We start from the raw sequence: 25,653 nt of genomic DNA on the forward strand, positions 1-25,653 counted from the left end.
TCGACCGAACTCGGGCTGTCGGGACCGACTGCTACGTTGACTCGCCCTCGAGGTATGACGGCCGCTGCTCGTACTCGATCGGATCCCGAACGCCGAGGCGCTGGAACGCCTGCAGGCGGTAGGCGCAGGCGTCGCAGGTGCCGCAGGCGGGCTCGTTCTCGCGGTAACAGCTCCAGGTGTGTTCGTACGGGACCTCGAGCTCGAGCCCCCGCTCGGCGATATCGGTCTTCGACTTCTCGACGAACGGCGCCTCGATCGCGATCTCGGTGTCTGGTTTCGTGCCGACGTCGACGACGCGCCCGAAGGCCTCGAAGAACTCGGGTCGGCAGTCGGGGTAGCCCGAGAAGTCCTCGCTGTGAGCGCCGATAAAGACCGCCTCGCAGCCGTTGGCCTCGGCGTAGGAGACCGCCATCGCCAGCAGGTTCGCGTTCCTGAAGGGAACGTAGGAGGTCGGGATCTCCTCGCTGTCCATGTCGGCGTCGGCGACGTCGAGCTCGTCGTCGGTGAGACTCGAGGCGCCGATCGCCGAGAGGTGGCCCGTTTCGATCCGCAGGAAGTCGGCCGCGTCGAACGCCTCGGCCAGCCTGCGGGCGCACTCGAGTTCGCGGTCTTCGGTACGCTGGCCGTAGGAGGTGTGCAGGGCGTAGACGTCGTAGCCCCGTTCGCGGGCGACGGCGGCGGCGGTGGCGCTGTCCATCCCTCCCGAGAGGAGGACGACGGCGCGTTTTGCGGCCGGTTCGTCGTCCCGTGCGGACGTGTCCTTGGTCGTCGTGGTGGTGCCGTCGGCCGTGGTCGTGGTCGTGGTGTCGTCGGTCATGGTGCGATCGGTATCGTCAGCTACGTTTCGGGGGCGTCGTTCCAGAGGTCGACGTGGAGTCGGGGCGTGTACCGAAAGCCGTGTTCCATCGCCAGCTCGGCGACGCGGCTGCGGGTTTCGGCGAGGCGTTCGCGGGTGGCACCCTCGGGCATCAGGAGGACGTCGTCGTCGCCGATCGGCTCGCTCGTTGCTTCGCGAAGCTCCTCGAGCAGCTCGAGGATCTCGGGCATGTCGCCCTCGTCGGTGACGACGAACTTCAGCTGGAACGCGTAGTCCTCGACGAGCGCGGAAAGCGCCTCGAGGTCGATGCGGTCGTTCTCGTGGCGCTCGGCCCACTCGCCCTCTCCTTGGTTCACGGCTCCCTCCGGTCGCCGTTCACCGTTCCCAGATTCCGGAGGAATCTCGCTCCTGGGATCTCGCTCGGGCGTCGGCGTCGAACTCTCGAGCTTCGGGCTGATCGAGGCGAGGTCGATCGGCGCCTCGCGGTGGATCGTGCCGTTGGTCTCGACGGTGGTGTGGTAGCCACGCTCCTCGAGGGCCTCGAGCAGGGCGACGCTTCGCTCGTGGAGCAGCGGCTCGCCGCCCGTGAGGACGACGTGGTCGGCCTCGGCGTGGGCCTCGACCTCGGCGACGATCTCCTCGAGGCTCATCCAGGCGTGGGTCGGCTCCCAGGAGGTGTGGTAGGAGTCGCAGAACCAGCATCGAAGATTGCAGCCGCTGGTGCGGACGAACACCGACGGAACCCCGGCGAGGGTCCCCTCGCCCTGCAGCGAGTAGAACAGCTCGTTGATCGGGAGGCCCTCGCCGCTCGGGGAGCGGTCGCCGACTGCCTCCCGGTCGACGGAGTCGGAGACGGGCATCTCAGAGCCGCCCTCCCCCGCAGAGTTCGCTCGTCTCGTTGACCCGGACGGCGACGTCGACCACGGTGTCGGGCAGGGCCGCCTCGAGTTTCTCCTCGAGGAGGACGCTCATCACCTCCGCCGTGGGCGGGTGCTCGAGGACGACGACGCCGTCGTCGTCGCCGGCTTCCTCGAACGCTTCGACCAGGGGGTCGCCCCGCTCGAGCAGAAACATGTGATCCCACTCGTCGATCACCGCGGTAATATCGCCCTTGTCCGCGACCCACCCCTCCTCGGTGAGCTCGCCCTCGACCCTGACGGCCACCTCGTAGTTGTGCCCGTGGGGTCGAGCGCACTTGCCGTCGTGGTGAAGGAGCCGATGGCCGGCGCTGATCCGAATCGGGCGGTCCCGGCCGACGTGGAGGACCCGGCGGCTGCCGGCCACGCTCTCCTCGCGGGCGGTGTGCTTCTCGGTCATACCTGGATATTCTTCCTGGAATACTTAGACCGGTCGGTCCGTGCTCGAGTCGACGGTCCAAAGTGAGGGAGGAGTGGGAGAGTACGTTTCCGCTGTTCTTCGCTAACGAGCGTCGACAGTGGTGTCTCGGTCAAGATAACTCCGGGTCCCCTGCCGGGATAGGGGTAACGGCGGTGTGGCCCCGCCATCCGCCCGTCATGCCGACAGGCTGGAAACCAGTAAATATCCCAATCCAGCGGTGCGGTGCCGTGGGAAGCCCCGTCGTTTACGACGGGGAGGAGGTCACTCGGAACAAACTCTGTTCCCAGGAACTCGACCTCCGCGTACCTCGATACCGATTGTGCGTGAAGGCTCATCTGATCCGGAGTCTCGGATAGCACTCGATCTCGAAACCGTACTCCCAACCGCCGTTACGGCTCGCCCTCGAGTCGCTCCTGTAGCCGAACCCTCGCCTCGCTTCGCCGTTCCCGGGAGCAGGTCGGTCCCTCGAGCGAGAACTCGACCTCGAGTTCGTCGACCGTTCGGCGGTAGACGGTCGTCTGGCGACCTTCCTCGGAGAGCCGCTGTCCGTCACAGGTCAGCAGGCCGGCGTCGACGAGTTCCTCGATGCGCCGGTAGCAGGTGGCGATCGGGATGCCGACGTCGTCGCTCAACCGCCTCGCGGACTTGGGGGTCGCCGCCGCACAGAGGATCGACGCGCTGTACTCCTTGCCGACCGCCGACAGCACCGTCGGCGCCGGCGAGTCGATACGGTCGTCGCTTCGGTCTCGAGTCAGGTCGTCGTTCCGGCCTCGAGTCATGGAACCGTCCACGCGCGAATCGGCAGTGAGTATTGTGGATCGACTGAAAGTATTTCTTTTTATGCGATAGGGAGCGGGGTCGACGGGTGGCGGGAGCCATTTCAACCGTCGGTTCGAAGGCGAGGGTATGAACGCCGCGGTCGTGACGGTCGGAGATGAACTGCTCGCCGGACGGACGACGAACACCAACGCCACCTGGCTCTGCGAACGGCTCGCCGATCGGGGCGTGACCGTCGAGCGCGTGACGACCGTCCCCGACCGGATCGAGGACATCTCGGCGGTCGTCGGCGACTACAGCGCGGCCTACGACGCCGTCCTCGTCACGGGCGGGCTCGGTCCGACTCACGACGACGTTACGATGGAGGGGATCGCGGCGACGTTCGGACGGGAGCTCGAGACCGACGAGACCGCCCTCGAGTGGCTCGAGGAACACGGCTACTCGCGGTCGGATCTGACGACCGGAACGGCCGACCTGCCCGCGGGATCACGGCCGCTACACAACGATGCGGGAGTCGCACCCGGCGCGGTTCTCGAGAACGTCTACGTTCTCCCGGGGGTTCCGTCGGAGATGCGGGCGATGTTCGAGACGGTCGCCGAGGAGTTCACCGGGACCCGGGTGTACCGGGAGACGGTCGTCGCCGACGAACCCGAGAGCGCGCTGCTCGATCGCCTCGAGACCCTCAACCGGGAGTTCGACGTCTCGGTGGGGAGCTACCCCGGCGAGTCGGTCAGGCTCGAGCTCTCCGGACCCGACGAGGAGACGGTCGCGGCGGCGGCGACGTGGCTCCGCGAGCGAGTGGAGACGGTCGAGGAGTCGTAGCGGTCGCGGACACCCGTCGGACCGCGCTATCGGGAATGCCTCGGGGCAGGCCTCGAGGCACTCGCCCGGTCTACCGGTAGAGATACGCCAGCCAGACGACCGTGACGACGAGACTCAACAGGAGCGTTCCCCAGCCGGCGATATCCATCGGCAGCGTCGGTTCGGCCTCGAGCACGACGGCAATCAGTTCGTTCATGCGTCGCGGTCGGTTCCGGTCCCTCTTAGTCTTTCAGAAAGCGTGTCGTTCGACGAAAAGCCACACGGCTTTGGTCGCCGCCTCCGAAGGCCCGCTATGGATACGATCGGCGTCGTCGTCAACCCGATCGCCGGCATGGGCGGGCGGGTCGGGCTGAAGGGAACCGACGGGAAAGTCGCGGAAGCGCGTCGGCGCGGCGCGACCACGCGGGCGCCCGAACGGGCGCGCCGGGCGCTCGAGGTACTGTCCCGCGAGACCGACGGGCTGACGGTGTACGCGGCCGCGGGCCCGATAGGTGAGGACGCGGCTCGAGACGCCGGTTTCGAGCCCGAGGTCGTCTACGATCCGTGGTCGGAGTCCGCCGAGGGACCGCCCGAGGACCCCGGTGACGCCGAGACCTCCGCCGAGGACACGCGGGCGGCCGTCCGGGCGTTTCTCGAGCGGGGCGTCGATCTCGTCCTGTTCGTCGGCGGCGACGGGACGGCCGTCGACGTCGCCGAGGTGCTCGAGGAGATCGGCGACGAGACGCCGATGCTCGGCGTGCCGGCTGGGGTCAAGATCTACTCCTCGGTGTTCGCCGTCACGCCCAGAGACGCCGGGCGGATCGCGGCCGGGTTCGACGCGGTCGAGCCCCGCGAGGTCAACGACATCGACGAGGCGGCCTACCGCGAGGGCGAGGTTCGATCCGAGCTACGGGCGGTCGTTCCGGTACCGGTCGCGCCGGATGTTCAGTCGGGCAAGCAGGTCTCGAGCGGCAGCACCGAATCGCTGGCCGCGGGCTTTGCCCGCGAGATCGAGAACGAGCGGACCTACGTCTTCGGTCCCGGTGGAACGGTCGGCGCGATCGAGGCCGAACTCGGGATCGACGCCTCCCCGCTCGGGGTGGACGTCTGGCGCGACGGCGAGGTCCTCGCACGGGACGCCGCGGAGGCGGAGCTCCTCGCAGTCCTCGAGGACCCGGTCACGATCGTCGTCTCGCCGATCGGCGGCCAGGGGTTCGTCTTCGGGCGGGGCAACCACCAGCTCTCGCCCGCCGTCATCGAGCGGGCCGACGAGATCGCGGTCGTCGCCGCCGGCGAGAAGCTGGACGCGATCGACGCGCTCCGGGTCGACACCGACGACGACGACCTCGACGAGGAGCTCCGGGGCTGGATGAAGGTGCGAACGGGACGGTTCACGACCCGGCTCGTGAAGGTTGTTTAAGGAGAGACCGTTCTAACGGATCTGTGACAACGATATTACTATCGGATGCAAATATACTGTGTGTATAGTCAGGATTAAGGTGTCCTCTAGCCTACTTCGGCGTATGGAAACGCGGAAAGTGCAGCGACTCGGTCCGTCGACGCTCGCGATGACCCTCCCGGCGGAATGGGCGTCCGAACACGACGTCGAGAAGGGAGACGAAGTGACGATCCGGACCAGCGGCAAGGGAACGCTGACCGTGATGCCCGAATCGGCTAACACCGAGGAGACCGAAGCGACGATCCACGTCGACAATCTCGACGCGGCCGCCGTCGAACGAGCGATCGTCGCCCAGTACGTGCTCGGCCGACGAGTGATCCGGATCCAGTGTGAGGACGGCGCCCTCGAGTCCGAGCACATCAACGCGGTCTACCAGGCCGAAACCCAGCTCATGGGACTGGGCGTGATCGAGGAGACCCCCGAGAACATCTCGATTCGCTGTTCGGTCGACCCGGAGGACTTCACCCTCGACAACCTCCTCGAGCGCCTCGAGCGAACCGGGAGCACGATGCGTGGCGAAGCGATCAAGGCGCTGGCCCACGGCAACCCCGATCTCGCCCAGCGCGCGCTGAACCGCGAGCGCCAGGCCAACAAGATCTTCGTGCTCCTGTTGCGCCTGATCTTTACGGCCTACCAGAACCCGAACCTCGCTCGGGCGGTCGGGCTCAACAGCGGGTTCCCGCTGATCGGCTACCGCTCGATCGCGAAGAACCTCGAACTCACGGCCGACAACGCCGAGGACATCGCCGACATCGTCATGGAGACGGAGGGCCACACCCTCGACATCGACAGCTCCGTCATGCGCGACATCCGCGAGCTGAACGAGATCGTCGACGAGATCACCTCGCTGGCGGTCGAGGCCGCCGTCGAGCGGGACTACGACAAATCAAACGAGGTTCGAGCGCTGTTCCACGAGATCGCCGATCGGGAGTCGGAGATCCTCGCCGACCTTCCCGAGATGGACAACGAAGACCTGCTGCGGGTTCGCGAGGTGCTCGTTAGCCTCCAGCAGACCGCCCAGTACGCGATGCGAAACGCCGAGATCTCGGCAAACCTCGCGCTCAACGAGGAGTCCGAGCACACGACGATCAGCTGATCGGTCTCCGAACTTCGGTCTCGCCGGTCTCGTGAAGCCGTCACGAAGGGCTCTCTCGAGTGCTCGAGCCGGAGCCCAGCGCGGCTCCCAGCGGTATTCCTCACTAATTTAGATCAGGTATTGGCCGAGTGAAAAGACACATATACGGCCGTTCCAATACTCGCTGCCATCGTCCGACACATCGCCCGTCTCCGGAACGCCGCCCGATCGCAGAGTACGCTCCTGGTCGTGATCGGCGCCACGCTCGCGGGCGTCGCGTACCCGACGTTCGCCTCCCCACTCCAGCCGCTCCTGCCGGTGCTCGTCGCCGGGCTGATCTTCACCGGTTTTTACGGGTTCAGCCTCGGCGAGGCGGCGGACCAGCGCGTCTCGCTGCCGGTCGTCGCCTCCCTGCTCTGTCTCTACCTGCTCGTTCCGGTTGCGCTGTACCCCGTCGCCGCCGTGGTGCTCTCCGGGGAGATGCTCCTGGGCGTCCTCGTGGTCCTCTCGGCGCCACTGGCGGCCGGGAGCTCGATCATCTGGACGCGCCTGGGCGGCGGGAACACCGTTCTGACGACGCTCGTCGTCCTCGCTTCGATGCTGCTCGCGCCACTCGTCATGCCATCGCTCATCACCCTGTTCGCCGACTCTGCAGTCGAGGTCTCCGCCTCGGCGCTGATCCTCGAGCTCGGCGCGATCGTCCTCGCGGGCGGGGCGCTCGCCTACGTCGTTCCCGAGGGCTCGGTCTCCGAGAGCCAGCTCGACGGGTTCTCGATCGCCACGATCGGCGCGCTGATCTACGCCGGCGTCGGCGGCTCGACGCTCGCGCTCGAGCCCTCCCAGCTTGCGTTCGTCGGCGCGATCGGGGCCGCGGCGATCGGCCTCAGCGCGGCGGTCGCGTACGGACTGTACGTACATGGGGTACGACAGGACGACTGCGTCACCGTCCTGTTCTCGAGTTCAATGAAGAACATGAGCGTCTCGGTGATGATCGGCGCGGTGCTGGGCGGAGGGACGATCGTCGCCAGCATCACCGCCTTCTACGTCGTCCAGCAGCTCGTGAGCAGCTCACTGGTTCGTCATCTCGACGCTGCCACCTCCGGATAGTCGTCGGTGCCCGGTTGCGGGTACCCCTCGGCTTGCACGAATGAAAGCAATTAAGCGACGCCACTCGGAACCCTCGAGCATGACTACGCAATCGGAGTCGACGGACAAGGGCCTGGGACTGGCGCTTGCACTCGGTGCGGTCGCAACCATCGGCGCGCTCGGCATGCTGGTCGGCGCCCCCGACATCGAAGCCGCGTGGGGCTTTGCCGGCGCAATGCTGTTTAGCGCGCTCGCGGTCGTCGGGATTCACCTCTACTGGGACTGACGATCCCATCGGTTCGCCGTTCGATATCGCCCTTCGAGAGTTGGCGTCAAACGTTAATACCGCCGACGACCTACACTGTGTAACGGACGATGACGAACTACTCCGACGAAGAGCAGCGTATTCTCTCGTACCTCAGGGAGAGTGCCGCCCGCGGCGAGCAGTACTTCCGGGCGAAAAACATCGCGGAGGCGATCGACCTCTCCTCGAAGCAGGTCGGCGCCCGCCTCCCCCACCTCGCCGAGAAGTCGGACGAGGTCGACATCGAGAAGTGGGGTCGTGCCCGGTCGACGACCTGGCGAGTTACCGTCAGCTGAGGCGGGCCGCGCTACGCCGGCTTCGACGCGATCACGGGACGGCTCGAGGATGAGTCGGAACTCGCTGTGACGGTCCGTCTGAGGGGTTCGTGGTCTTTTTACCCGCGAACGACCGACGTAGTTGCATGACTGTACGCGTCGACCGGTCGTTCGAGCTCGCGGCGCCGCCGGAACGGGTCTGGGAGTTCATCGTCGATCCGGAGAACCGCGCCCGGGCGATCAGCGTCGTCCAGGAGTACTCCATCGACGGCCCCGAGGGCCGACGAGCGACCTGGCAGGTCGAGCTGCCGATCCCGCTCGTTCGCCAGACCGTCGCCGTCGAAACCGAGGATATCACTCGAGACCCCCCGGAGTACGTCAAGTTCACCGGGAAATCGACGGGGCTGGACGTCACCGGCGAACACCGGATCGTCGAGACCGAGACCGGAAGCCGCCTCGAGAACGAGTTCGTCGTCGACGGCAAGCTGCCGGGCGTCGAGAAGTTCTTCAAGCGCAATCTGGACGGCGAACTCGAGAACCTGCAGCGGGCGCTCGAGCGCGACCTGGAGGGATCGCCGTGACCGCCGACGGACTCGACCTCGCGCTCGCCCAGCTCGATATCGAGGCCGGCGACGTCGATGGCAACGTCGAGCGCGCCCTCGAGGCGGTCGAACGGGCCGCCGACGAAGGGGCCGACCTGGTCGCCCTGCCGGAGCTGTTCAACGTCGGCTACTTCGCGTTCGACCTCTACGAGCGCTACGCGGAGCCCTTCGAGGGTGAGACGTTCACCCGACTCGGCGAGGCCGCCGCCGATCACGGGATCGCCGTCCTCGCGGGGACCATCGTCGAGGATCTCGCCGAGACCGAGTCCGTCGAGACGCCCGCCGACGAGGGACTGGCCAACACCGCCGCGCTGTTCGACGCCGGCGGCGAGTTACAGCTGGTCTACCGCAAACACCATCTCTTCGGCTACGACTCGGCCGAAGCCGAGCTGCTCGTCCCTGGCGAGCGGATCGAGACGGCGACGATCGACGGCGTCACGATCGGCGTAACGACCTGTTACGACCTGCGATTCCCCGAACTCTACCGGGAGCTGGTCGACGCCGGCGCGGAGCTGCTGGTCGTCCCCAGCGCCTGGCCCTACCCGCGGATCGAACACTGGGAAACCCTCTCGCGGGCGCGGGCGATCGAGAACCAGTGTTACGTCGCGACGGTCAACGGCTCCGGCGAGTTCGACGACGCCGGCGCCGAACTGCTCGGACGGTCGACGGTCTACGACCCCTGGGGCGTGACGCTGGCCTCGAGCGGCGACGATCCGGCCTTCGTCACCGCCGAGATCGATCCGGACGCGATCGCGTCGATTCGCGAGGAGTTCCCCGCGCTTCGGGACCGAAGACTGTAGCCGACCTCGACCGCTGTTTTTTTATCCACTGACGGCATTGTCTTCGATGCCGGTTACAGGCGCTTTTCACGTCAGACCGGCACTGCGCGTCGCTCCGGCCGCGCCTCGCTCGATCTCCCGGGAATCGAGCGACCCACTCCCGTCGGCTCGCCTTCGTCCGCGCCACTCCTTTCGCCCGCGTCTTTCACGTTCCGACCTCGAGCATCGCGTCGGCTCGACGAGTCATCGTTTCTCGAGAACGGCTCGCCACTGGACGTCGCCGTACCGTGTCGCGGCGACCGTCCACGGCGTGCCGAGGGTCGCCTCCCGAAGCCGATCGACGCTGAACAGTCGAAACAGCAGCGTCCGACCGACGTCGCCCTCGTACTCGCAGTGGTACGCTCTGTAGGCCAGCCCGGGCACGGCGTCCTCGCGGTAGCCGAAGGCGTCCGCGGTCGCCGCCAGCTCGGGCGCGTAGTTGTCGAGCACGGCGGTAGCGTCGGGAGTCGTCACGAACGCGAGATCGGCCAGAAACTCCCGGACACCGTCCATCGAACCGGCCAGTCCAACCTGCGTCCCGATCGCGTGGGCCGACCGAAACCGGTCGCGGTCGAAGCGTTCCCTGAGCGAGAACATGTCGGCGAGCCTGGCGTCCTCGACGCCCCGCTCCCGCATCAGGTCGACGAGGAATTCGCTCACTTCGATAGCGACGGTCTCGAACCGCTCCTGGTAGTAGAGTGCGTCCCGCCCCGCACCGGCGCCCATGTCGAGCAGCGGTCCCTCGAGCCACGCGTCGCGCCAGGCGTCCTCGTCGTGGTCGCCGAAGTACCACTCTTCGATAGTGTGCTCGCGGGTCTCCTCGCCGTCGCGGTCGAGCAGCGGCGCCGTTCGCTCGCCGCGGTAGTGGTCGCGGACGGCGTGACCGAACGGATCGTGTGCTGTCATACTGTGTGACACACTTTCAACTCTCGTAAGCGTGAGTGAGAGTCGGTACCGAGGAATGAGGATATTGGCACCAAGTTCCGTGGTGTGTAGTCGCAAACATCTTTTGTCCCGCGCCGCGTACGGAGCCCATGCCGACGGTTACCTTCGAGGGGGAAGAGATCGACTGCGAGGACGGAGCGACCCTTCGGGACGTCCTGCTCGAGGCGGGGCTGTCGCCGCACAACGGGCGGGCGGCCCTGCTCAACTGCCGGGGCCACGGGACCTGCGGGACGTGCGCGGTGGAGATCGACGGCCCCGCGAGCGAGCCGACGACGCGCGAAAAACGCCGGCTCTCGGTGCCGCCACACGGCTCCGACGGCGGGCTACGGCTCTCCTGTCAGACGGAAGTGCAGGGTGATCTGAACGTCGAGAAACACGGCGGGTTCTGGGGACAGCACACGGAGAACACGCCGCGCGACTAGCGTCGCGGGCTGTCCGACAGGGGTCGGTGCATCGAAAACGGAGACTGGCTCGAGGACGCCGTTCATACGGTCTACTGTGAGTCATTACCGGTGCAACCGCAGAGCGGTCGCGGTTGCACCGGTAGATCGTCACAGCAAACCGTATCAGTCCTCTCGAGTGAGGATGTCTGCCGAGAGCCCCTGGGCCATCTCGATGTCCTTCGAGTTGTTCATGGTCCAGGCGGTGCGCTCGGTGACGGCCTCGATGGCCTCGCGGGCGCTGGGGTAGCCGTTGCCCGACTTCTTGACGCCGCCGAAGGGAAGCTGGACCTCGGCGCCGATACACGGCAGGTTCGCGTAGGCCAGGCCGATCTCGGCGCGGTCGCGGAAGTAGTTGATCTGGCGGTAGTCCTCGGAGACGATCGCCCCCGCCAGCCCGTAGGGGGTGTCGTTGTGGATCTCGACGGCGTCTTCGATGTCACCCGAGTACTCGAGCAGGGCGACGTGGGGTCCGAAACACTCCTCTTTCAGGCAGCGCAGGTCGGTGTCGTACTCGATCTCGTAGACGAACGGGCCGACCCAGTGGCCGTCCTCGTGGCCGTCGGGGATCTCGCCGTCCTCGAGTTCGAAGCGGTCGACCAGCACCTCGGCACCCTCCTTGCGAGCGAGCTCGTTATGCTTCTCGATCTTCTCCAGATGTTCGGCCTCGATGGCCGGCCCCATGAACGTCGACTCCTCGAGGGGGTCGCCGACGGCGATATCCTGGGCGATCTCGACGAAGCGTTCCTTGAACTCGTCGTAGAGGTCCTCGTGGACGATCAGCCGTTCGCTCGAGACGCAGCGCTGGCCGGTCGTCTTGAAACTCGACATGATCGCCGAGTGGACGGCGATCTCGAGGTCGGCCTCCTCGGTGACGATAATGCCGTTCTTGCCGCCCATCTCGCAGGCCGCGAGCTTGCCGGGTTCGCCGCCGACCTTGCTGGCGATCTCCTGGCCTACTTCCGCGGAGCCGGTAAAGAGGACGGTGTCGACGCGCTCGTCGTCGGTGATCGCGGCGCCGGCGTCGCCGTACCCCTGGATCATGTTGAACACGCCCTCAGGGATCCCCGAATCTTCGAACATCTCGGCGATGATCTGGCCGCACCACGGCGTCTGCTCGGCCGGCTTCCAGACGACCGTGTTGCCCTCGACCAGGGCGATAGCCATGTGCCAGAACGGGATCGCGACCGGGAAGTTCCACGGGGTGACACAGCCGATGACGCCCCGCGGCTTGCGGCGCATGTAGGCGTCCTTGTTCGCGACCTCGCTCGGCACGACGTCGCCGTGGGGGTGGCGAGCGTTGCCGGCGGCCCACTCGACCATGTGCCAGGCTTCCGTGACGTCGGCTTTCCCCTCGCTGATCTCCTTGCCACACTCCTGGGAAACGATCTCGCCGAGCTCCTCGTGGCGCTCACGGAGCTCGTGGTAGATGTCCCAGAGGTACTCCGCCCGGTCGATGTACGAGAGGCCGCGCCACTCCTCGAAGGCCTCTTCGGCGGCCTCGAGGGCGGCGTCGACGTCGTCGGCGGTCCCGCGCTGGAACTCCGCGAGCGTCTCACCCGTCGCCGGGTTCTCGCTCGCGAACGTCTCCGAACCGCTTCCGTCGATCCACTCTCCCGCGATGTAGTGGCTGTGTACCTGCTCGGTGGCCTGTTGGCTCATGTGTGAACAGAGGACAAACGACGTGAAAACGTTGATGGAAACAAGGGTCGCGAGCGGGTCAGCGGTCCTCGTCCTTGCCGCGGTCTCGGGTCACCGTTCGATCGCCCTCGGGCGGCGCCTCCTCGGTGTCGGGGTGGCGCTCGTCGCCGGCCTCGTCCATCTCCTCGGTCTCGGGCTCGAGGGCCTCGCCGGAGCGTCCTGACTCGTCGGCTCCCGCGGACCGTCCCTCGGCGTCTTCCGTGTGTTTGTCGTCTCGTCCGGCTACTGTCTCGTCCTCGGTGTGGGGATCCGGCCCCCTGTCGTCGCCGGCGCGCTCGAGCCGAACCGTCTCGTCCGTGACCCCGCCGACGTCGTCCTCGCCAAACGAAACCGTTTCCGCATCGGTGTCGACGTTCTGGCCGAGCGCTCCCCTGAGCGACTCGAGCGCGTCTGAATCGTAGTCGATCTCGGCCGTCGCACCCTCGAGTGAAGCGACGACGCCGACCCGTTCGCCGTCCGCGGTCTCGACCGGTTTGCCGACGTCGGCCTCGGTGAGTTGCGTTCCCATGGGCGGGCTAACGGTGAGCGGAAAAAACCGGCAGTGCCTGCACTCGCGGGGTCGCGATCGCTCGTCCGAAGACGTGGCGCCGTCAGCGCTGCCGGCCCAGATCGGCCGCCTTCTCGAGTTCGCTTCGCAGCGTCGTCGAGTCGAACTCGTGATCGGGGCGCAGCCGAACGAAGTCCAGAAAGCGCCGGGCCGACAGCAGCGTCTCGGGATCGTACACCGACAGGGCCGCGTTGACGGCGTCTCGCGGGCCGATCCGGGGCTCGAGCACCGCGAGCGCGCAGGCGATATCGTAGGCGGTCGTCTCGTCGACCCGATCCTCGTGGACGCTGGTGGCGTCGATGAAGTACAGCTCGCCGTCACACAGCAGAATGTTCTCGGCGCGCAGGTCGCCGTGGGCCATCCCGTGGGTGTGCAGCGTCGCCAGCATCTCGAAGAGGTCGACGGCGCGGGCCGCGACGAACTCGTCGGAGACTTCGTCGAGGGACTCGAACGCCGGGAGATACTCGAGGACGAGCACGCCCAGGCCGTTGACCTCGAAGGCGTCGATCGGCCGGGGCGCGTTGATCCCGATCTCGCGCATTCGTCTGGTCGCCTCGTACTCGTGTTCGACCATCTCGCGGGGCGTGTCAAACCGGTCGAAAAACCCCTCGGTACCGGAGGAGAAGGCGCCGACGTTGCGACCGGTCGTCAGCAGGGCGTGGACCAGCGCGTTCTGCCGGGAGACGATCTTGACGAACCACTCCTCGTCGATGACACACGGCGTCGACAGCCAGTTGTCGGCCTCGAGGAACTCGACGCGGACGTCCTCGCGACCGTACCGATCCGCCAGCGTCCGGACGACGCGCTCGATGCGGCTCCACTCGACGGTTCCGCGAGCGAGCTGGCGGATATCCATACGTCGAACGAAGGAGCGATGGGGTTAAATGCCTCTCGAACTGTCGCAATCGAGACCGGTTTCCGGGACGAGCTCGCGGCTCGCCGCGACCGCTCGCGGACCGTCGGAACAGTATTATTATCAGCGGTGCGACGGTACCGTTCCGTACGCATGGACGCTGTCGACGACCTCGGTGACGCGATCGACGCGACGCGGAACTTCCTGACGCCGGTCCGGGCCGGGCTGTGGCTCCGGCTAGCGATACTCGCGCTGTTCGTCGGCGGGTTGGGCACCGGGTTTCCGTCCGCTCCGACCGGCGACGTCGGTCCGGCGGCCGAACAGGCACCCGGCCCCGGAGCCGAGGCGATCCCCGAGGAGGCGATCCTCGCCGCCGTCGTCGCCGTCGGCTTCTTGCTGTTGCTGTGGCTCGGGTACGCGCTCGTCGCGGCCGTCATGGAGTTCGTCTTCATCGAGTCGCTTCGCTCCGAGACGGTCCGCGTTCGACGGTACTCGAACGCGAACGTCGGCCGTGGCATCCGGCTGTTCGGGTTCCGGGTGGCACTTATCGCGATCGCGGCGCTCGTCGGTGCGACCCCCGTCGTCGCCTCGATACTCGGCCTCGGCGGGATCGACGGAACGACCGGAATAGTGGGTCTGGCAGCGCTGTTCGCTGTCGGCGTTTACCTTCTCTACGCCGTGATCAGCCGCTTTACCTCCGAGTTCGTCGCCCCGATCATGCTGCTCGAGGAGCGGGGCGTGCTCTCGGCGTGGCGCCGCTTCTGGCCGACGGTCCGGGCGAACTGGCTCGAGTACGTCGTCTACCTCGTTCTCGTCTGGATCATCCAGGCCGCCGTCGGGATCGCCGTCAGTATCCTCACGCTGATTGCCGGTATCATCGTCGCGATCCCGTTCATCGTCGTCGCGGTCCTGCTGTTCGCACTCGGCGACGTCGGCGCGATCCTCGCCGCAGTGGTGGTTCTGACGGGGGTCCTCGCGTTCGTGCTCGCCGCGTTGCTCGTCCAGGTTCCGGTCGTTTCGTACTTCAAGTACTACGCGCTGTTGTTGCTCGGCGACACGAATGCCGACCTCGATCTGATCCCCGACCAGCGGGCGGCGATCAGAGCCGACGGCGGCGAACCGTCCGAGCCCGACTGGGACGACTCGAGTCGACCGCCCGAGACCGACGACCGGGGTGACGACGAGGACGACTGGACGGCCGACTACGGGTGGGTCGACGACGAGGAGGAGATCGACGACTGGGAGGACGCCGGCTGGGGCGACGCCGAAGACCGCGACGGCCGCGACGGCCGCGACGACCGCGACGACCGCGACGACCGCGATGACCGTGACGGTCGGAACGACCGCGAGAACCACGAGGACGACGACCGCGGCTGGTAGCCGACGCCGTAGTTGATCATTTTTCCGGAGCGTTTATTCCGGGGCTCGGCAAGTATTGCATATGGACTTCGAGCTGCCGGACGAACATCGGATGATCCAGGAGACGGTGAGGGAGTTCTGCCAGGGCGAGATCGAGCCGATCGCCCAGGAGATCGAGGACGACCACCGGTTCCCCGAGGAGATCTTCGACCAGCTCGCCGACCTCGATATGATGGGCGTGCCCATCTCCGAGGAGTACGGCGGGCTCGGCGGCGACACCCTGATGTACTCGCTGGTCGCCGAGGAGATCGGACGCGTCTCCGGCTCGGTCGGGCTCTCCTACGTCGCCCACATCTCGCTGGCGTCGAAACCGCTCGAGCTGTTTGGGACGCCCGAACAGAAAGAACGCTGGCTGCGCCCGCTCGCGGAAGGCGAGTACATGGGCGGCTGGGCGCTGACGGAGCCGAGCAGCGGCTCGGACGCCTCCGATATGGATACCGTGGCCGAAAAAGAGGGCGACGAGTGGGTCGTAAACGGCACCAAGCAGTTCATCACGAACGCCTCGGAGGCGGGCTCGGTGCTCGTCAAGGCCGTCACCGACCCCGGCGCCGGCTACGACGGGATCTCGACGTTCATCGTCGACCCCCGCGAAGACGACGGGTTCGAGGTGACGACGATCTGGGACAAGATGGGACTCAACGCCTCGCCGACCTGCGAGATCCAGCTCGAGGACGTCCGCCTGCCCGAGGATCGCCTGCTCGGTGAGGAGGGCGACGGCTGGGACCAGACGAAGAAGACCCTGGACGGTGGGCGGATCTCGATCGCAGCGCTATCGACGGGGCTCGCCCAGGGCGCCTACGAGCACGCCAAGGCCTACAGCCAGGAGCGCGAGCAGTTCGGCCAGCCGATCTCGCAGTTCGACGCCGTTCGGGACAAGGTCGTCGACATGCACCGCAAGACCGAACGCGCCCGACTGCTCACCCACCAGGCGGCCCACCGCTACGATCAGGGCGAGCCCGTCGCCCGCGAGTCCGCGCTGGCGAAACTCGACGCCAGCGAGGCCGCCCGCGAGGTCGCCGAGGACGCAGTGCAGGTGCTGGGCGGCTACGGCTACACCACCGACTTCGCCCCCCAGCGGTTCTACCGCGACGCCAAGCTGATGGAGATCGGCGAGGGGACGAGCGAGATCCAGCACCTCGTCATCGGCCGCGAACTCGGTCTGTAGGATGCTCGCGACGGCTCTGGGGGTGGTCTTCCTCGCGTTCGGCCTCGCGGGGATTCGGTACGCCCCCGCGATCGTCGAGGCCCAGCGCCGGGAGGGGATGACGCCGTTCGACGACGCCGAACTCGAGGCGTCCGACCGGGTGACGGTCACTCGAGGGACGGGCGCCGTCGCCGTCCTGGTGGGGCTCGCCCTGCTCGCCTACGGGCTAGGGGTCGTTTAGGGACGATTGGCTCTGCTGAAATTCTTCAGAGCTGATACAAACTGCGTGCTGAATACACAGCGCGAATGTCGCACTGATCAAGAGCCGATCTGGAATGAATAGTGACTGATTAGTGCAGAGCATGAATGCAGCAAACTGACTTCATTTTCCAATTGGACTGCACTGAATAATCTAATCAGAATGGTGGGCAAGGGTTTGACTGAATTCTCACAACCTTTAAATCGACTTGTAATTCCGAATGCTATCCAGAGAATATCATTGGAGCACTAAAAGGGAAAAGCATGACTTCTGCAAGAAGATTTCACCTTGTCAATGCTAAGCCAGATATCGTGACGAGTATTCCAATTAATGCGGCTATAAACCAAAATCCCTCGCCTGTAGTACCAATAGCATCGGCTACCTCCATTAAGCCAGCAACTGTTGTGATCTGCAACCCAAGTATCCCAACAAGATAGTCTCTAGATTCCATATAGTACGTATGCATTGGTTTATAGAAAAAATTTCCGACTTATCATTAATTTATTCTAAGTGATATTTCGATAATTACTGGTATCATGTTGCCAAAATGTTTATTATTGTAGCTATATCGAATGGCTATATGCGGAGGCGATCAGTAATCAAGTCGATCAGTGGTGTTGGAACGCTAGCTATCACTGGTACTGTTAGCGGAAACGAAGGAAAGGATCCAGTAGAACGTCTAAGCAAACGAATTGCCAAAGCTCGTGTGAATGATAACGACGATAGGGCTAAGCAACTGCTTGAAGCGCACGGAGTAGAAGAGTATAAATTCAATTCTATTGACGTTTATGACGAACCAGATGATGAAATGGGCATTGAACATGCCTTCAGAAAGGGCACATTTGATTTATACCTATATGGACTATCAAATAGCTCAGACCATTATATGTTCCAAGCTATCATGACTATGGATAGTGGTTACGAGGGAATGTTTAGAGCAGCAGACCGGGTTGACGATATCATTGGCATCACTTGGAACACAGACCACTGGTCACTAGGAAATATCACTGAATATAATCCTCCAATGACATATATGTTTGGTGATGGAGATAAATGGCACGACATATCAATTGATGGGTATGATCCTAATAAATCAGGTGTTACTGGTGCTGTCGACATAATGGGTGGTGAAATACCGCCTTCTGGTCGTCGAGACGAAGTCTATCAAGACGAAGTCTCGTTCGCTCTGGAAGGATACGTTCAAGCATTAGATGACGCTAAACCCCCCTTATTCTGTGAATATTTCCATAATATCTCACAACCATATAAAGGATCGATATCAAATATTACTGTCGGTGTCAGTAGTAAGGGAATAGGAATTAATGTAGATTTCACCAGTGGTGCCAGCACTAGGTGGGAAGGAGAGGGATATACTGAGTATGAAGGATAACACTATGTATTAGTACACCATTCTCCTACTTGTATAGAAGGTACTATTGAGCGGTTTTACTACTACAAATTGGCCAGAGTCGTGCAGAAGATTCGAGTGTCCTATTCTGCTCTGTAGGATCGCTAGACAGCGCCGCCTCAATCGCGTTATCTCCGTAGAGAATGATTTTCTCGGCCGTTTGAGGGTGAATCACTCCAAATCCTCGTAGACGCCCTGCAAAATGAGGAAACGTATGTGAACGTTCACACAGTCGAACACCCTGATGGTGAAATCCGGGACGATTAATGGATATCCAAGGAATTGGCTCTGTGCTCGATAAGGTGACGATATCTGGCATGAAGGTGAACAGATACACATGATAGCCGACTCTCGGCTGCTGATCTATTCTGTTCCTATACTCACTGAACATCTGATACGTTGGACACACCACGAAACAAACTCGGTTACCGTGCTGCACTTATTTTCTGTATTCAGCACGGTTACTGAAACCTATCACCGACTGAGGGTTTCAACAAGGCCGGACGATTGGAACGCCGACGTCGCCGGCCCGAGGGTGCACTCGAGCACCCGACGAACGGATCGTATTCTCGCAGAAACCCCCTCGTTAGCGGCGGAACAGCCCGAGCACGGCCGACGCGGACGACCGCTCGGCGGGGTCGTCCGCCCGTTCCCGGTGGAGCCGCGTCAGCCGGGCGACGACGACGTAACTCGAGGCCGACAGCACCGCGGCGATCAGGAGGTTTCCGACTAGGAGCTGCCGAACGACAATGCCCGCCGTCTCGAGCAGCGAGGCGTCGGTCGTGCTCGAGCGAAGCGGTCGCTCACCGAAGACGAGGCCGCCGACCTGATAGCTCCCGACGTAGACGGCGGGCTTGACCAGGGGGTTGAGCACGGCGATCGCGGCGATGATCGCGGGCTTGCTGACCCAGGACCGCCACGCCGCGAGCCCGGCCAGCAGGCCGATCCCGAGCCCCCCGGTCGGCAGGGCCGTCACGAAGATCCCGGTCGCGAAGCTCAGTCCGACCTCGTGGGGAGTGTGTTCCTCCTGGAGGGCGGTCGTCAGCTCCCGGCGGACGCGCTCGCGGTACCGGGAGAGCCGGTCTCGGATCACGCTCTGTCGATCGGTCCGTCCGGGTCGGCAAAAACATGTCGACGTGCTCGCAATCGTGTCGCTGGGACGACAGCTCGAGGCGAGATTACGGGAAGCTGCCGGCTTCCTCGAAGGCGTTCGCGACGCGCTCGATCGCGACCACGTAGGCCGCGGTGCGGGGGTTCTCGAGGTCGTTCTCCTCGATAGTCTCGACGAGAGCGTCGAAGGCGTCGACGATGTGGTCCTCGAGTTCCTCGTTGACCTTCTGTTCGTCCCAGTAGAAGCGCTGGCGGTTCTGGACCCACTCGAAGTACGAGACGGTGACGCCGCCGGCGTTGGCGAGGATGTCCGGAATGACGAACACGTCCGCCTCGGCGAGGGTGGCGTCGGCCTCCGGGGTGAGCGGGCCGTTGGCGGCCTCCGAGATGACGTCGGCCGAGACGTCCTCGGCGAGGTCGGCGTCGATCGCGTTCTCGAGGGCTGCGGGGATCAGCAGGTCGACGTCGAGTGTTAGAACGTCCTCGTTGGTGAGCTCCTCCTCGCTTTCCTCGTAGCCGACGATGCTGCCGGTCTCGTTCTTGTGTTCCTTGGCCGCGACCGGATCGAAGCCGTCGGGGTTGTAGATCCCGCCGCTGGAGTCGCTGGCGGCGACGACGGTCGCGCCCATCTCGTCGATCAGCTTGGCGGCGATCCAGCCGGCGTTGCCGTACCCCTGGACCGCGACGGTCGCACCCTCGAGATCTTCCCCGAGGTAGTCGAAGGCCTCGCGGGCGGCGAGCACCGTCGAGCGGCCGGTCGCCTCGATCCGGCCCTCGCTGCCGCCGCTGGCGAGGTTTTTGCCGGTGACGACCCCCGGCTCGGTGGTGTTCTCTAAGGTCTCGTAGGTGTCCTTGATCCAGTTCATCTCCCGCTGGCCCGTGTTCACGTCGGGCGCGGGGATGTCGCGGTCCTCGCCGACCATCGGGCGAAGTTCCTTGGCGAACGCACGAGTGACCCGCTCGAGTTCGGCGTCCGAGTATTCGCTCGGATCGATGACGATCCCCCCTTTCCCGCCGCCGTAGGGGATGTCGGCGGTCGCACACTTGTAGACCATCCAGCCCGACAGCGCCTTTACCTCGTCGCGGTTGACGTCGGGGTGGTAGCGAATACCGCCCTTGTAGGGGCCGCGATCGCCGTTGAACTGCGAGCGAAACGCCTTGAACCGCTCAAGCGAGCCGTCGTCGCGTTCGATCGTCAGGTTCGTCTCGAGAACGCGTTCGGGGTGTTTCAGCCGCTCGAGGACGTCGTCTTCGACGTCGATGTAGGCGGCGGCCTCGTCGATCTGCGACTGGAGACTCTCGAATGGGTTCGCCTGCCCGGTCATACGGAGGCGTTTATCGGACTGGTGGATAAGCGTAGCGAATAGAAGTCACAATCGAACACGTCGCGGATATACTAGGGCGTTCTAGGCTCTCTGTTCTGCTAGTTCGATGCCGACGCCCGCTCGAGGATTCGTTCGGCCTGTGCGATCAGCGGCGCGTCGATCATCTCTCCGTCGACCTCGAACACCCCTCGATTCGCCTCCTCGGCTTCCCGCTCGGCCTCGAGGACGCGCTCGGCCCACTCGACCTCGTCTGGGTCGGGGGAGAACGCCTCGTTGATCGGATCGACCTGGGCGGGGTGGATCGCCAGCTTCCCGTCGTAGCCCAGCTGCACCGAGAACGCGGCGTCCTCGCGCAGGCGCTCCCCGTCGCCGAAGTCGGTGACCAGCGTGTCGATCGCTTCGCAGTCTCGAGCCGCCGCGGCGAGGACGACCCGCTCTCGCGCGTAGAGCACTTCGGTTCCCTCCCTCGTCCGGGTCGCGCCGAGATCCGCCGAGAGATCCTCGGCGCCGAAGACGAGGGCGTCGGTCGCGTCCGCGCCTGCGATCTCGGGCGCCGCGAGCACGCCCGCCGCGTTCTCGATCAGGGCCAGAACCGGATAGGCGAGCCCGCGTTCCTCGAGGTCGGCGGCCAGCTCGCGGATGTCGGCGCCCGCCGTCGCCTTCGGAAGCATGACGCTGTCGAGGCGAAGCGAGTCGGCGTCCGCGAGGGCCTCGAGGTCGCGCTCGATCGCCGACCGCTCCGCGTTGACCCGGACGCAGACCTCGGGGTCGGGATCGAAGCCGGGATCGGAAAGGAGTTCGCGGACGGCCTCGCGGGCCTCGTCCTTGCGGCCGGGAGAGACGGCGTCCTCGAGGTCGAACACGATCGCGTCGGCGCCGGAATCGGGCGCCTTTCGGAGCATCTCCGGTCGGTCCCCCGGCGTGAACAGCAGGCTTCGACGTACCATACCACCGTGTGTGCGGACCGCCACCGTGAATGTACGGATCCGGCAGCTCGGCACTCCATCGATGCCGACGGGTTCAGGTCGGACTCAGGCCTCGAGGATCGCGTCGAGGAGCTTGGTCTGTGCGGCGCCGAGGTGTTCGGAAAACGTCGACCGCGAGATACCGATCGCCTCGGCGACGTCGCCCGCGTTCGCTCGCTTCGGGTACTCGAAGTACCCCATCTCGTGGGCGGTCTCGAGGACCTCCTGCTGGCGGTCGGTCAGCCGATTCCGGTCGACGACGGCGAGATCCGTCGACTCCCGTTCGCCGGTTCGGAGCAGTTGCTGGAGTTCGACGGCCTCGAACCGTTCGCGAAGTGCGCCGACGATGTCCGACAGCGCCTCGACGTCGGACGCCCGGACGGTCAGATACAGCGCCCCCTCCTCGGCCCGGATCGACGACACCGGCGTCCCCTCGGTCTCGACGACCTCGCAGGCACAGGGGCCGTCAAGATCCCGCGTGAACCGGTACACCTCGCCGTGTTCGTTCGCGGAGACCGTCGACAGCTCGACCCCGACGTCGGCCGACTCGAGGGGTTCGGACTCACCCTCGCTCTCGATCGAGAACTCCTCGACGGCCGGCGTCTCCGGACTCGAGGGCGACGACCGGGAGACCGCCTCGACCGATTCGCCGGTCGCGCTCGTGGCGCGGGCGACCGGGCAGCTCTCCGGGTCGCGAAGCACGACCGTCGCTGACAATCCACTCATACACCCCGCTTCGAGACGGACCACGATTACTTCGGTCGCCAGTTCCCAGCGCGTGGAAAAAAGGGCGAAACCGAGCCGATCCCGACATTCTCTTAAACCCACCCGGATATGTTGGAGTCGACGACTTCAGTACGGCGAGTCACTCTCTACAGAGGAAACACGAGGGATGTCCGAATACGAGTTTACCTGCCCGGATTGCGGGCAACAGATCGACGTCAATACGCCGGTTCGCGAGGCGACGCTATCACACGGCTGTCCCGTCTGCGGCGCGTCGGTCTCGCAGGAACACTTCTCGAGACAGTAGATCGAGCCCGACTCCGCTCGATGAACACCGGGACGTATCGCCGACTGTTTCGTCCGAGGGTTCGGCTACTTGCTCTCGGCGTCGCGGTCGATCTCGGTCCGTCGACCGCTCAGCTCCGTCGGTTCGAACTCGTAGAGCTGGATGTCGAGGTTCTCCTTCGAACTCCCCCAGATCTCGAACAGCGGCCGCTTGGCCTCGCCGTACTGCTCGATGTGGGAGACGGTCAGCTCCGACGGATCGATCTCCTCGAGCGAGCCGACGGCGACAACGCTCCGATACGTCTCACCCGAGTCCGCTTCCTCGTAGACCACGAGCCGGGACTCCGGCGAGGAGGACAGAAACTGGCGTTTCTCGCTTTCGGGCGTCGAGACCAATCGCAGATAGAAGCTTCGAGCGTCGGCGTCGTACCCGTAGGAGATCGGAATCGCGTACGGCGTCCGCTCCCTGGCGAGAGCCAGTACGCCCGTCTCGTGGCGGCTGAGAAACGCGTCGATCTCACCGTCGGTCATCTCGGTCTCCTCGGCAAGTGCCATTGTCGTACCCCGAGTGGGCGTAGCACTAAACTACTTCCGTTGTCTCCGGACCGAGCGGGCCGCGACGCTACGTCCCGGTCTCGAGGACGTCGCCGAGGAGTTTCCGCTGTGCCGCGCCGAGGTGTTCGGTGAACGTCGACTGGGTGATCCCGAGGGACTCCGCGACCTCCGTCGCGTTGGCCTCCTTCGGCCGCTCGAAGTAGCCCATCTCGTAGGCCGTCTCGAGCACCTCGTACTGACGATCCGTCAGCTTTCCGCGGTTGACGAAGATCCGTTCCTCCGGCGTTCCGCTGAGGGGTGGCTGGAGCAGGCTCTGGACATCGACGCCGGGGTACCGCTCGCGGAACTCGTTCATCACCGCCTGGAGCTGGTCGAAGTCGGCCGCGTGGAAGACGACCGTTACGTCGCCGTCGGCCGCCCGGTAGCGGTGAACCGGACAGTCGTACGATCCCAGACACTCGCAGGGACACGCCGCCTCGTCGTCGTGGGAACAGCGGTAGAGGTTCGTCGTCCCGTAGGAGAACACCGGTCCCGAGATTGACTCGTCGAACTCGACGTCGGCGTCCGCGAGAAACTCGGTCGTCGATCCCTCCGAACCACAGGAGACGCTCGTCGACACCTGATCGATCGTCGTTCCCGTCTCCCGCGAAAACCGTGCGATCGGGCAGGCTTCGGGGGAGTCTACTTTTACCGTGGCGCGAATTCCCGACGACATAGGTCCTACAGGCGGTTTCGGACTGCGTCGTATTTAAAGTGAGCTACCGCACGCCGATATTCCCACACCCTCGGAACGAGAATCGGGACCTTATGGGTGGAGGACGTAGTTCGAGCTATGAGCACCCGTGAGAACGCGCGGTTCGTCTGTCCGGCCTGCACCCGATCGATCGCCGTCACCGACGCCGTTCGCGACGCGCTCGTCGAAAACGGATGCGCCGTCTGTGGCGCCGAGGTGGATCTCGGCGCCTTCGGAGCCGCGGAAACCGCGTGACGAACGACGAGCTTCCTGCTCCTTCCGTGCGTGACTATGTGTAACACCGGAATATAAAGGGTCCCCGATATCGGTGGTCAACACTGGTGGCCCTCCGGGCCCCACGGTGGAGTATGAGCCAATCGCTGACTGGAGCCCCGGGGACGTACGGTCGCGACCGACTGACGGACGAGCCACGGACCGTTTCGGGCGAGGACGAGATCAGAACGGTTCTCACCGCGCTCAACGACGGCGACTGTCGCGCTATTCTCGAGGAGCTCGGCGACAGCGAGCCCTACCTCTCGGCGGCGGAGCTCTCCGAGCGCTGTGGGGTGCCCCTCTCGACGACCTACCGGAAGCTCGAGCTCCTCGAGGAAGCCGACCTGCTCGAGGAGAAGCTGCGGATCCGCCAGTCGGGCCGCCACGCGAGCGAGTACGACCAGCGCGTCGACGACGTCACGATTTCGGTCGACGACGGCGGGATCGCGCTCGAGCTCTCGTGAGTGCTCGGCTCGATCGGTCGTGACGAGGGATACCGTTATCGGCTCTCGGAGGGAAGGTCCACCGTGAGTCGCAGTTACGACGGAACCGACGGAACGGAATCGAAACCGCCGAGCCTGGCGGTCGTCGAGGCCGTCGCCGACGCGGAGGGTGTTCGGTACGACCGGCTCACGATGCCGGCGTACGACCCCCTCCACTCGGTCGTCGATCCGACCGCGCTCGACGAGCTGTTCGCCCCGCTTCGGGACGGGCGACCACGTGTCGGCTCAGTCTCGTTTTCCTACTGTGGGTACGACGTCACCGTCGATCACCGCGGGAACGTCACGCTCGAGTGATCGGGGCGGGTTCCGAAACGGCAAGACAGATAGGCGCCCCCTCCTAACCGTCGGCCGATGGCAACCGCCGACGCGAGAGAGCGACTTCGGGAGCGACCGATCGGCGCAACGATCCTGTTGACGATCGTCGGCTACGTGCTCGTCATCGGAACCTTCGTCGCGGACGTCCCGATCTACCCCGATCTGACGAACGCGCAGGTCAACCTGTTCACCCACGCGATCGCGGTGATCAACGCCGTCACGACCGTGTTGCTCGTCGCGGGCTGGTACTGGATCCGAGCCGGCGACGTCGACAAACACCGCGCGGCGATGACGGGCGCGTTCGCGACGATCCTCCTGTTTCTGGTCGTCTACCTGATCCGGGTCGGCGGCGGCGGGACGAAGGAGTTCGTCGGCCCCTCCCCGGAGTACGAACTCTACCTCGCGATGCTCGCGATCCACATCGTGCTCTCGATCGTCGCGGTCCCGGTCGTGCTGTACGCGCTGATCCTGGGTCTCACCCACTCTCCGTCCGAGCTTCGGGAGACCATCCACGCTCGTGTCGGCCGGATCGCCGCCGGCTCGTGGATCCTGAGTCTCGTCCTCGGAATCGTCACCTACCTCATGCTCAACCACGTCTACGGCTACGAGTTTGCGATGCTCGCGCCGTTCCCCTGAGCCGGTCTGCTGGAAGTCAGTACCGGCGCACACGAGGCCCGTCCGCCGGGTGCGTCGGTAGCCAGTTACGGCGTTCCGTACGAAGCATCGTGTTCAGATAAGCTGATTCCACGCAAAGGCGAACGATCTGAGCCACTCGTCAGCTGTTTCCGCGTACGCATT

Annotated in this window: 35 protein-coding genes and 1 pseudogene; 19 read left to right on the top strand and 17 right to left on the bottom strand. The window is 64.8% G+C overall.

Features of this window, described 5'->3' with window-relative positions:
* Positions 1-31: 31 nt before the first annotated feature.
* The 4 genes from queC to ACFEMD_RS13860 form a co-directional block, all read right to left on the bottom strand.
* Positions 32-817, bottom strand: coding sequence for a 7-cyano-7-deazaguanine synthase QueC (queC, locus tag ACFEMD_RS13845; protein WP_394741597.1), 786 nt, complete (start codon positions 815-817; stop codon positions 32-34).
* Between the two features lie 20 nt (positions 818-837).
* Positions 838-1,677 (bottom strand): 7-carboxy-7-deazaguanine synthase QueE, encoded by an 840-nt coding sequence (locus ACFEMD_RS13850; RefSeq protein ID WP_394741598.1) that lies wholly within the window; start codon positions 1,675-1,677, stop codon positions 838-840.
* Position 1,678: 1 nt separating this feature from the next.
* Positions 1,679-2,134, bottom strand: a complete 456-nt coding sequence (locus tag ACFEMD_RS13855; RefSeq protein WP_394741599.1) for a 6-pyruvoyl trahydropterin synthase family protein — start codon at positions 2,132-2,134, stop codon at positions 1,679-1,681.
* A gap of 410 nt (positions 2,135-2,544) precedes the next feature.
* Positions 2,545-2,934: a winged helix-turn-helix transcriptional regulator gene (locus ACFEMD_RS13860; protein ID WP_394741601.1), complete on the bottom strand. Its 390-nt coding sequence runs from the start codon at positions 2,932-2,934 to the stop codon at positions 2,545-2,547.
* 127 nt (positions 2,935-3,061) lie between these two features.
* Here ACFEMD_RS13860 and ACFEMD_RS13865 point away from each other — a divergent pair, with 127 nt between their 5' ends.
* Positions 3,062-3,754 (top strand): competence/damage-inducible protein A, encoded by a 693-nt coding sequence (locus tag ACFEMD_RS13865; protein ID WP_394741603.1) that lies wholly within the window; start codon positions 3,062-3,064, stop codon positions 3,752-3,754.
* 70 nt (positions 3,755-3,824) lie between these two features.
* On the opposite strand, the gene ACFEMD_RS13870 is transcribed toward ACFEMD_RS13865, so the two are convergent.
* On the bottom strand, positions 3,825-3,950 hold the full coding sequence (locus tag ACFEMD_RS13870) for a hypothetical protein (protein ID WP_394741605.1): 126 nt from the start codon (positions 3,948-3,950) through the stop codon (positions 3,825-3,827).
* Positions 3,951-4,046: 96 nt separating this feature from the next.
* On the opposite strand from ACFEMD_RS13870, the gene ACFEMD_RS13875 reads away from it, so the two are divergent.
* The 7 genes from ACFEMD_RS13875 to ACFEMD_RS13905 all read left to right on the top strand — a co-directional run bounded on the left by ACFEMD_RS13875 (position 4,047) and on the right by ACFEMD_RS13905 (position 9,334).
* Entirely contained in the window at positions 4,047-5,153 is a 1,107-nt protein-coding gene (locus tag ACFEMD_RS13875; RefSeq protein ID WP_394741607.1) for an ATP-NAD kinase family protein, read from the top strand.
* A gap of 103 nt (positions 5,154-5,256) precedes the next feature.
* Entirely contained in the window at positions 5,257-6,288 is a 1,032-nt protein-coding gene (locus ACFEMD_RS13880; protein WP_005553556.1) for a phosphate signaling complex PhoU family protein, read from the top strand.
* A 228-nt stretch (positions 6,289-6,516) separates the two neighbouring features.
* Positions 6,517-7,374 (top strand): bile acid:sodium symporter, encoded by an 858-nt coding sequence (locus tag ACFEMD_RS13885; protein ID WP_394741608.1) that lies wholly within the window; start codon positions 6,517-6,519, stop codon positions 7,372-7,374.
* Between the two features lie 79 nt (positions 7,375-7,453).
* Positions 7,454-7,639 (top strand): DUF7525 family protein, encoded by a 186-nt coding sequence (locus tag ACFEMD_RS13890; protein WP_005553549.1) that lies wholly within the window; start codon positions 7,454-7,456, stop codon positions 7,637-7,639.
* Between the two features lie 89 nt (positions 7,640-7,728).
* Positions 7,729-7,953 (top strand): DUF7123 family protein, encoded by a 225-nt coding sequence (locus ACFEMD_RS13895; protein ID WP_005553547.1) that lies wholly within the window; start codon positions 7,729-7,731, stop codon positions 7,951-7,953.
* 125 nt (positions 7,954-8,078) lie between these two features.
* Positions 8,079-8,513, top strand: coding sequence for a CoxG family protein (locus tag ACFEMD_RS13900; protein ID WP_394741610.1), 435 nt, complete (start codon positions 8,079-8,081; stop codon positions 8,511-8,513).
* The gene (locus ACFEMD_RS13905) at positions 8,510-9,334 is read left to right on the top strand and encodes a carbon-nitrogen family hydrolase (RefSeq protein WP_394741611.1); all 825 of its coding nucleotides are present in this window, start codon (positions 8,510-8,512) and stop codon (positions 9,332-9,334) included. The genes ACFEMD_RS13900 and ACFEMD_RS13905 overlap by 4 nt, the downstream gene beginning before the upstream one ends.
* A gap of 222 nt (positions 9,335-9,556) precedes the next feature.
* Here the strand turns inward: ACFEMD_RS13905 and ACFEMD_RS13910 are convergent, their stop codons facing one another.
* Positions 9,557-10,258, bottom strand: a complete 702-nt coding sequence (locus tag ACFEMD_RS13910) for a class I SAM-dependent methyltransferase (protein ID WP_394741612.1) — start codon at positions 10,256-10,258, stop codon at positions 9,557-9,559.
* Between the two features lie 128 nt (positions 10,259-10,386).
* Between ACFEMD_RS13910 and ACFEMD_RS13915 the strand changes: the two genes are divergently transcribed.
* Entirely contained in the window at positions 10,387-10,719 is a 333-nt protein-coding gene (locus ACFEMD_RS13915) for a 2Fe-2S iron-sulfur cluster-binding protein (protein WP_394741613.1), read from the top strand.
* A 144-nt stretch (positions 10,720-10,863) separates the two neighbouring features.
* On the opposite strand, the gene ACFEMD_RS13920 is transcribed toward ACFEMD_RS13915, so the two are convergent.
* The 3 genes from ACFEMD_RS13920 to ACFEMD_RS13930 all read right to left on the bottom strand — a co-directional run bounded on the left by ACFEMD_RS13920 (position 10,864) and on the right by ACFEMD_RS13930 (position 13,841).
* Positions 10,864-12,399 carry an aldehyde dehydrogenase family protein gene (locus ACFEMD_RS13920; protein WP_394741615.1) on the bottom strand — a complete coding sequence of 512 codons (1,536 nt, stop codon included), beginning with the start codon at positions 12,397-12,399 and terminating at the stop codon, positions 10,864-10,866.
* Between the two features lie 58 nt (positions 12,400-12,457).
* Complete coding sequence (locus tag ACFEMD_RS13925) at positions 12,458-12,946, bottom strand: hypothetical protein (RefSeq protein ID WP_394741616.1); 489 nt, start codon at positions 12,944-12,946, stop codon at positions 12,458-12,460.
* A gap of 82 nt (positions 12,947-13,028) precedes the next feature.
* Entirely contained in the window at positions 13,029-13,841 is an 813-nt protein-coding gene (locus ACFEMD_RS13930; RefSeq protein WP_394741617.1) for an RIO1 family regulatory kinase/ATPase domain-containing protein, read from the bottom strand.
* A gap of 150 nt (positions 13,842-13,991) precedes the next feature.
* On the opposite strand from ACFEMD_RS13930, the gene ACFEMD_RS13935 reads away from it, so the two are divergent.
* The 3 genes from ACFEMD_RS13935 to ACFEMD_RS13945 all read left to right on the top strand — a co-directional run bounded on the left by ACFEMD_RS13935 (position 13,992) and on the right by ACFEMD_RS13945 (position 16,642).
* Complete coding sequence (locus tag ACFEMD_RS13935) at positions 13,992-15,218, top strand: DUF7544 domain-containing protein (protein WP_394741618.1); 1,227 nt, start codon at positions 13,992-13,994, stop codon at positions 15,216-15,218.
* A gap of 61 nt (positions 15,219-15,279) precedes the next feature.
* The gene (locus ACFEMD_RS13940; RefSeq protein WP_394741619.1) at positions 15,280-16,422 is read left to right on the top strand and encodes an acyl-CoA dehydrogenase family protein; all 1,143 of its coding nucleotides are present in this window, start codon (positions 15,280-15,282) and stop codon (positions 16,420-16,422) included.
* A 1-nt stretch (position 16,423) separates the two neighbouring features.
* Positions 16,424-16,642 (top strand): hypothetical protein, encoded by a 219-nt coding sequence (locus tag ACFEMD_RS13945; protein WP_394741620.1) that lies wholly within the window; start codon positions 16,424-16,426, stop codon positions 16,640-16,642.
* A gap of 301 nt (positions 16,643-16,943) precedes the next feature.
* Here the strand turns inward: ACFEMD_RS13945 and ACFEMD_RS13950 are convergent, their stop codons facing one another.
* A complete protein-coding gene (locus tag ACFEMD_RS13950; RefSeq protein WP_394741621.1) occupies positions 16,944-17,111 on the bottom strand; it encodes a hypothetical protein in 168 nt (55 codons plus the stop codon).
* Between the two features lie 129 nt (positions 17,112-17,240).
* Here ACFEMD_RS13950 and ACFEMD_RS13955 point away from each other — a divergent pair, with 129 nt between their 5' ends.
* On the top strand, positions 17,241-18,050 hold the full coding sequence (locus tag ACFEMD_RS13955; protein ID WP_394741622.1) for a hypothetical protein: 810 nt from the start codon (positions 17,241-17,243) through the stop codon (positions 18,048-18,050).
* A 198-nt stretch (positions 18,051-18,248) separates the two neighbouring features.
* Positions 18,249-18,335 (top strand): CHRD domain-containing protein, encoded by an 87-nt coding sequence (locus tag ACFEMD_RS13960; protein WP_394741655.1) that lies wholly within the window; start codon positions 18,249-18,251, stop codon positions 18,333-18,335.
* Positions 18,336-18,654: 319 nt separating this feature from the next.
* Here ACFEMD_RS13960 and ACFEMD_RS13965 read toward each other — a convergent pair whose 3' ends face one another.
* The 4 genes from ACFEMD_RS13965 to ACFEMD_RS13980 form a co-directional block, all read right to left on the bottom strand.
* A complete protein-coding gene (locus ACFEMD_RS13965; protein WP_394741623.1) occupies positions 18,655-19,161 on the bottom strand; it encodes a DUF2062 domain-containing protein in 507 nt (168 codons plus the stop codon).
* An 85-nt stretch (positions 19,162-19,246) separates the two neighbouring features.
* Positions 19,247-20,503, bottom strand: a complete 1,257-nt coding sequence (locus tag ACFEMD_RS13970) for a Glu/Leu/Phe/Val family dehydrogenase (RefSeq protein WP_394741624.1) — start codon at positions 20,501-20,503, stop codon at positions 19,247-19,249.
* Positions 20,504-20,601: 98 nt separating this feature from the next.
* Positions 20,602-21,450 (bottom strand): HpcH/HpaI aldolase/citrate lyase family protein, encoded by an 849-nt coding sequence (locus ACFEMD_RS13975; protein ID WP_394741626.1) that lies wholly within the window; start codon positions 21,448-21,450, stop codon positions 20,602-20,604.
* An 84-nt stretch (positions 21,451-21,534) separates the two neighbouring features.
* Positions 21,535-22,194: a helix-turn-helix domain-containing protein gene (locus ACFEMD_RS13980; protein WP_394741627.1), complete on the bottom strand. Its 660-nt coding sequence runs from the start codon at positions 22,192-22,194 to the stop codon at positions 21,535-21,537.
* A gap of 166 nt (positions 22,195-22,360) precedes the next feature.
* On the opposite strand from ACFEMD_RS13980, the gene ACFEMD_RS13985 reads away from it, so the two are divergent.
* Entirely contained in the window at positions 22,361-22,498 is a 138-nt protein-coding gene (locus ACFEMD_RS13985; RefSeq protein ID WP_005553525.1) for a DUF7560 family zinc ribbon protein, read from the top strand.
* A 65-nt stretch (positions 22,499-22,563) separates the two neighbouring features.
* Here ACFEMD_RS13985 and ACFEMD_RS13990 read toward each other — a convergent pair whose 3' ends face one another.
* Positions 22,564-23,031, bottom strand: a complete 468-nt coding sequence (locus tag ACFEMD_RS13990) for a pyridoxamine 5'-phosphate oxidase family protein (protein ID WP_394741628.1) — start codon at positions 23,029-23,031, stop codon at positions 22,564-22,566.
* Between the two features lie 67 nt (positions 23,032-23,098).
* Entirely contained in the window at positions 23,099-23,746 is a 648-nt protein-coding gene (locus ACFEMD_RS13995; protein WP_394741629.1) for a helix-turn-helix domain-containing protein, read from the bottom strand.
* A gap of 117 nt (positions 23,747-23,863) precedes the next feature.
* Here ACFEMD_RS13995 and ACFEMD_RS14000 point away from each other — a divergent pair, with 117 nt between their 5' ends.
* The 4 genes from ACFEMD_RS14000 to ACFEMD_RS14015 all read left to right on the top strand — a co-directional run bounded on the left by ACFEMD_RS14000 (position 23,864) and on the right by ACFEMD_RS14015 (position 25,491).
* Positions 23,864-24,019 carry a DUF7560 family zinc ribbon protein gene (locus ACFEMD_RS14000; protein WP_394741630.1) on the top strand — a complete coding sequence of 52 codons (156 nt, stop codon included), beginning with the start codon at positions 23,864-23,866 and terminating at the stop codon, positions 24,017-24,019.
* A gap of 113 nt (positions 24,020-24,132) precedes the next feature.
* Positions 24,133-24,501 carry a helix-turn-helix domain-containing protein gene (locus ACFEMD_RS14005; protein WP_394741632.1) on the top strand — a complete coding sequence of 123 codons (369 nt, stop codon included), beginning with the start codon at positions 24,133-24,135 and terminating at the stop codon, positions 24,499-24,501.
* Positions 24,502-24,564: 63 nt separating this feature from the next.
* Positions 24,565-24,834: a HalOD1 output domain-containing protein gene (locus tag ACFEMD_RS14010; RefSeq protein WP_394741633.1), complete on the top strand. Its 270-nt coding sequence runs from the start codon at positions 24,565-24,567 to the stop codon at positions 24,832-24,834.
* Positions 24,835-24,891: 57 nt separating this feature from the next.
* Positions 24,892-25,491, top strand: coding sequence for a DUF420 domain-containing protein (locus tag ACFEMD_RS14015; protein WP_394741635.1), 600 nt, complete (start codon positions 24,892-24,894; stop codon positions 25,489-25,491).
* Positions 25,492-25,584: 93 nt separating this feature from the next.
* Here ACFEMD_RS14015 and ACFEMD_RS14020 read toward each other — a convergent pair.
* A pseudogene (locus ACFEMD_RS14020) lies at positions 25,585-25,653 on the bottom strand (IS6 family transposase); the annotation flags it as partial.

Origin of the sequence: Natronococcus roseus, from assembly GCF_043677095.1 — an archaeon.
GTDB lineage: Archaea > Halobacteriota > Halobacteria > Halobacteriales > Natrialbaceae > Natronococcus > Natronococcus roseus.

Coding starts and splice junctions, on each gene's coding strand:
- queC (WP_394741597.1), bottom strand. CDS start 817: ATGACCGACGACACCACGACCACGACCACGGCCGACGGCACCACCACG.
- ACFEMD_RS13850 (WP_394741598.1), bottom strand. CDS start 1,677: ATGCCCGTCTCCGACTCCGTCGACCGGGAGGCAGTCGGCGACCGCTCC.
- ACFEMD_RS13855 (WP_394741599.1), bottom strand. CDS start 2,134: ATGACCGAGAAGCACACCGCCCGCGAGGAGAGCGTGGCCGGCAGCCGC.
- ACFEMD_RS13860 (WP_394741601.1), bottom strand. CDS start 2,934: ATGACTCGAGGCCGGAACGACGACCTGACTCGAGACCGAAGCGACGAC.
- ACFEMD_RS13865 (WP_394741603.1), top strand. CDS start 3,062: ATGAACGCCGCGGTCGTGACGGTCGGAGATGAACTGCTCGCCGGACGG.
- ACFEMD_RS13870 (WP_394741605.1), bottom strand. CDS start 3,950: ATGAACGAACTGATTGCCGTCGTGCTCGAGGCCGAACCGACGCTGCCG.
- ACFEMD_RS13875 (WP_394741607.1), top strand. CDS start 4,047: ATGGATACGATCGGCGTCGTCGTCAACCCGATCGCCGGCATGGGCGGG.
- ACFEMD_RS13880 (WP_005553556.1), top strand. CDS start 5,257: ATGGAAACGCGGAAAGTGCAGCGACTCGGTCCGTCGACGCTCGCGATG.
- ACFEMD_RS13890 (WP_005553549.1), top strand. CDS start 7,454: ATGACTACGCAATCGGAGTCGACGGACAAGGGCCTGGGACTGGCGCTT.
- ACFEMD_RS13895 (WP_005553547.1), top strand. CDS start 7,729: ATGACGAACTACTCCGACGAAGAGCAGCGTATTCTCTCGTACCTCAGG.
- ACFEMD_RS13900 (WP_394741610.1), top strand. CDS start 8,079: ATGACTGTACGCGTCGACCGGTCGTTCGAGCTCGCGGCGCCGCCGGAA.
- ACFEMD_RS13910 (WP_394741612.1), bottom strand. CDS start 10,258: ATGACAGCACACGATCCGTTCGGTCACGCCGTCCGCGACCACTACCGC.
- ACFEMD_RS13915 (WP_394741613.1), top strand. CDS start 10,387: ATGCCGACGGTTACCTTCGAGGGGGAAGAGATCGACTGCGAGGACGGA.
- ACFEMD_RS13920 (WP_394741615.1), bottom strand. CDS start 12,399: ATGAGCCAACAGGCCACCGAGCAGGTACACAGCCACTACATCGCGGGA.
- ACFEMD_RS13925 (WP_394741616.1), bottom strand. CDS start 12,946: ATGGGAACGCAACTCACCGAGGCCGACGTCGGCAAACCGGTCGAGACC.
- ACFEMD_RS13930 (WP_394741617.1), bottom strand. CDS start 13,841: ATGGATATCCGCCAGCTCGCTCGCGGAACCGTCGAGTGGAGCCGCATC.
- ACFEMD_RS13935 (WP_394741618.1), top strand. CDS start 13,992: ATGGACGCTGTCGACGACCTCGGTGACGCGATCGACGCGACGCGGAAC.
- ACFEMD_RS13940 (WP_394741619.1), top strand. CDS start 15,280: ATGGACTTCGAGCTGCCGGACGAACATCGGATGATCCAGGAGACGGTG.
- ACFEMD_RS13945 (WP_394741620.1), top strand. CDS start 16,424: ATGCTCGCGACGGCTCTGGGGGTGGTCTTCCTCGCGTTCGGCCTCGCG.
- ACFEMD_RS13950 (WP_394741621.1), bottom strand. CDS start 17,111: ATGGAATCTAGAGACTATCTTGTTGGGATACTTGGGTTGCAGATCACA.
- ACFEMD_RS13955 (WP_394741622.1), top strand. CDS start 17,241: ATGCGGAGGCGATCAGTAATCAAGTCGATCAGTGGTGTTGGAACGCTA.
- ACFEMD_RS13970 (WP_394741624.1), bottom strand. CDS start 20,503: ATGACCGGGCAGGCGAACCCATTCGAGAGTCTCCAGTCGCAGATCGAC.
- ACFEMD_RS13975 (WP_394741626.1), bottom strand. CDS start 21,450: ATGGTACGTCGAAGCCTGCTGTTCACGCCGGGGGACCGACCGGAGATG.
- ACFEMD_RS13980 (WP_394741627.1), bottom strand. CDS start 22,194: ATGAGTGGATTGTCAGCGACGGTCGTGCTTCGCGACCCGGAGAGCTGC.
- ACFEMD_RS13985 (WP_005553525.1), top strand. CDS start 22,361: ATGTCCGAATACGAGTTTACCTGCCCGGATTGCGGGCAACAGATCGAC.
- ACFEMD_RS13990 (WP_394741628.1), bottom strand. CDS start 23,031: ATGGCACTTGCCGAGGAGACCGAGATGACCGACGGTGAGATCGACGCG.
- ACFEMD_RS13995 (WP_394741629.1), bottom strand. CDS start 23,746: ATGTCGTCGGGAATTCGCGCCACGGTAAAAGTAGACTCCCCCGAAGCC.
- ACFEMD_RS14000 (WP_394741630.1), top strand. CDS start 23,864: ATGAGCACCCGTGAGAACGCGCGGTTCGTCTGTCCGGCCTGCACCCGA.
- ACFEMD_RS14005 (WP_394741632.1), top strand. CDS start 24,133: ATGAGCCAATCGCTGACTGGAGCCCCGGGGACGTACGGTCGCGACCGA.
- ACFEMD_RS14015 (WP_394741635.1), top strand. CDS start 24,892: ATGGCAACCGCCGACGCGAGAGAGCGACTTCGGGAGCGACCGATCGGC.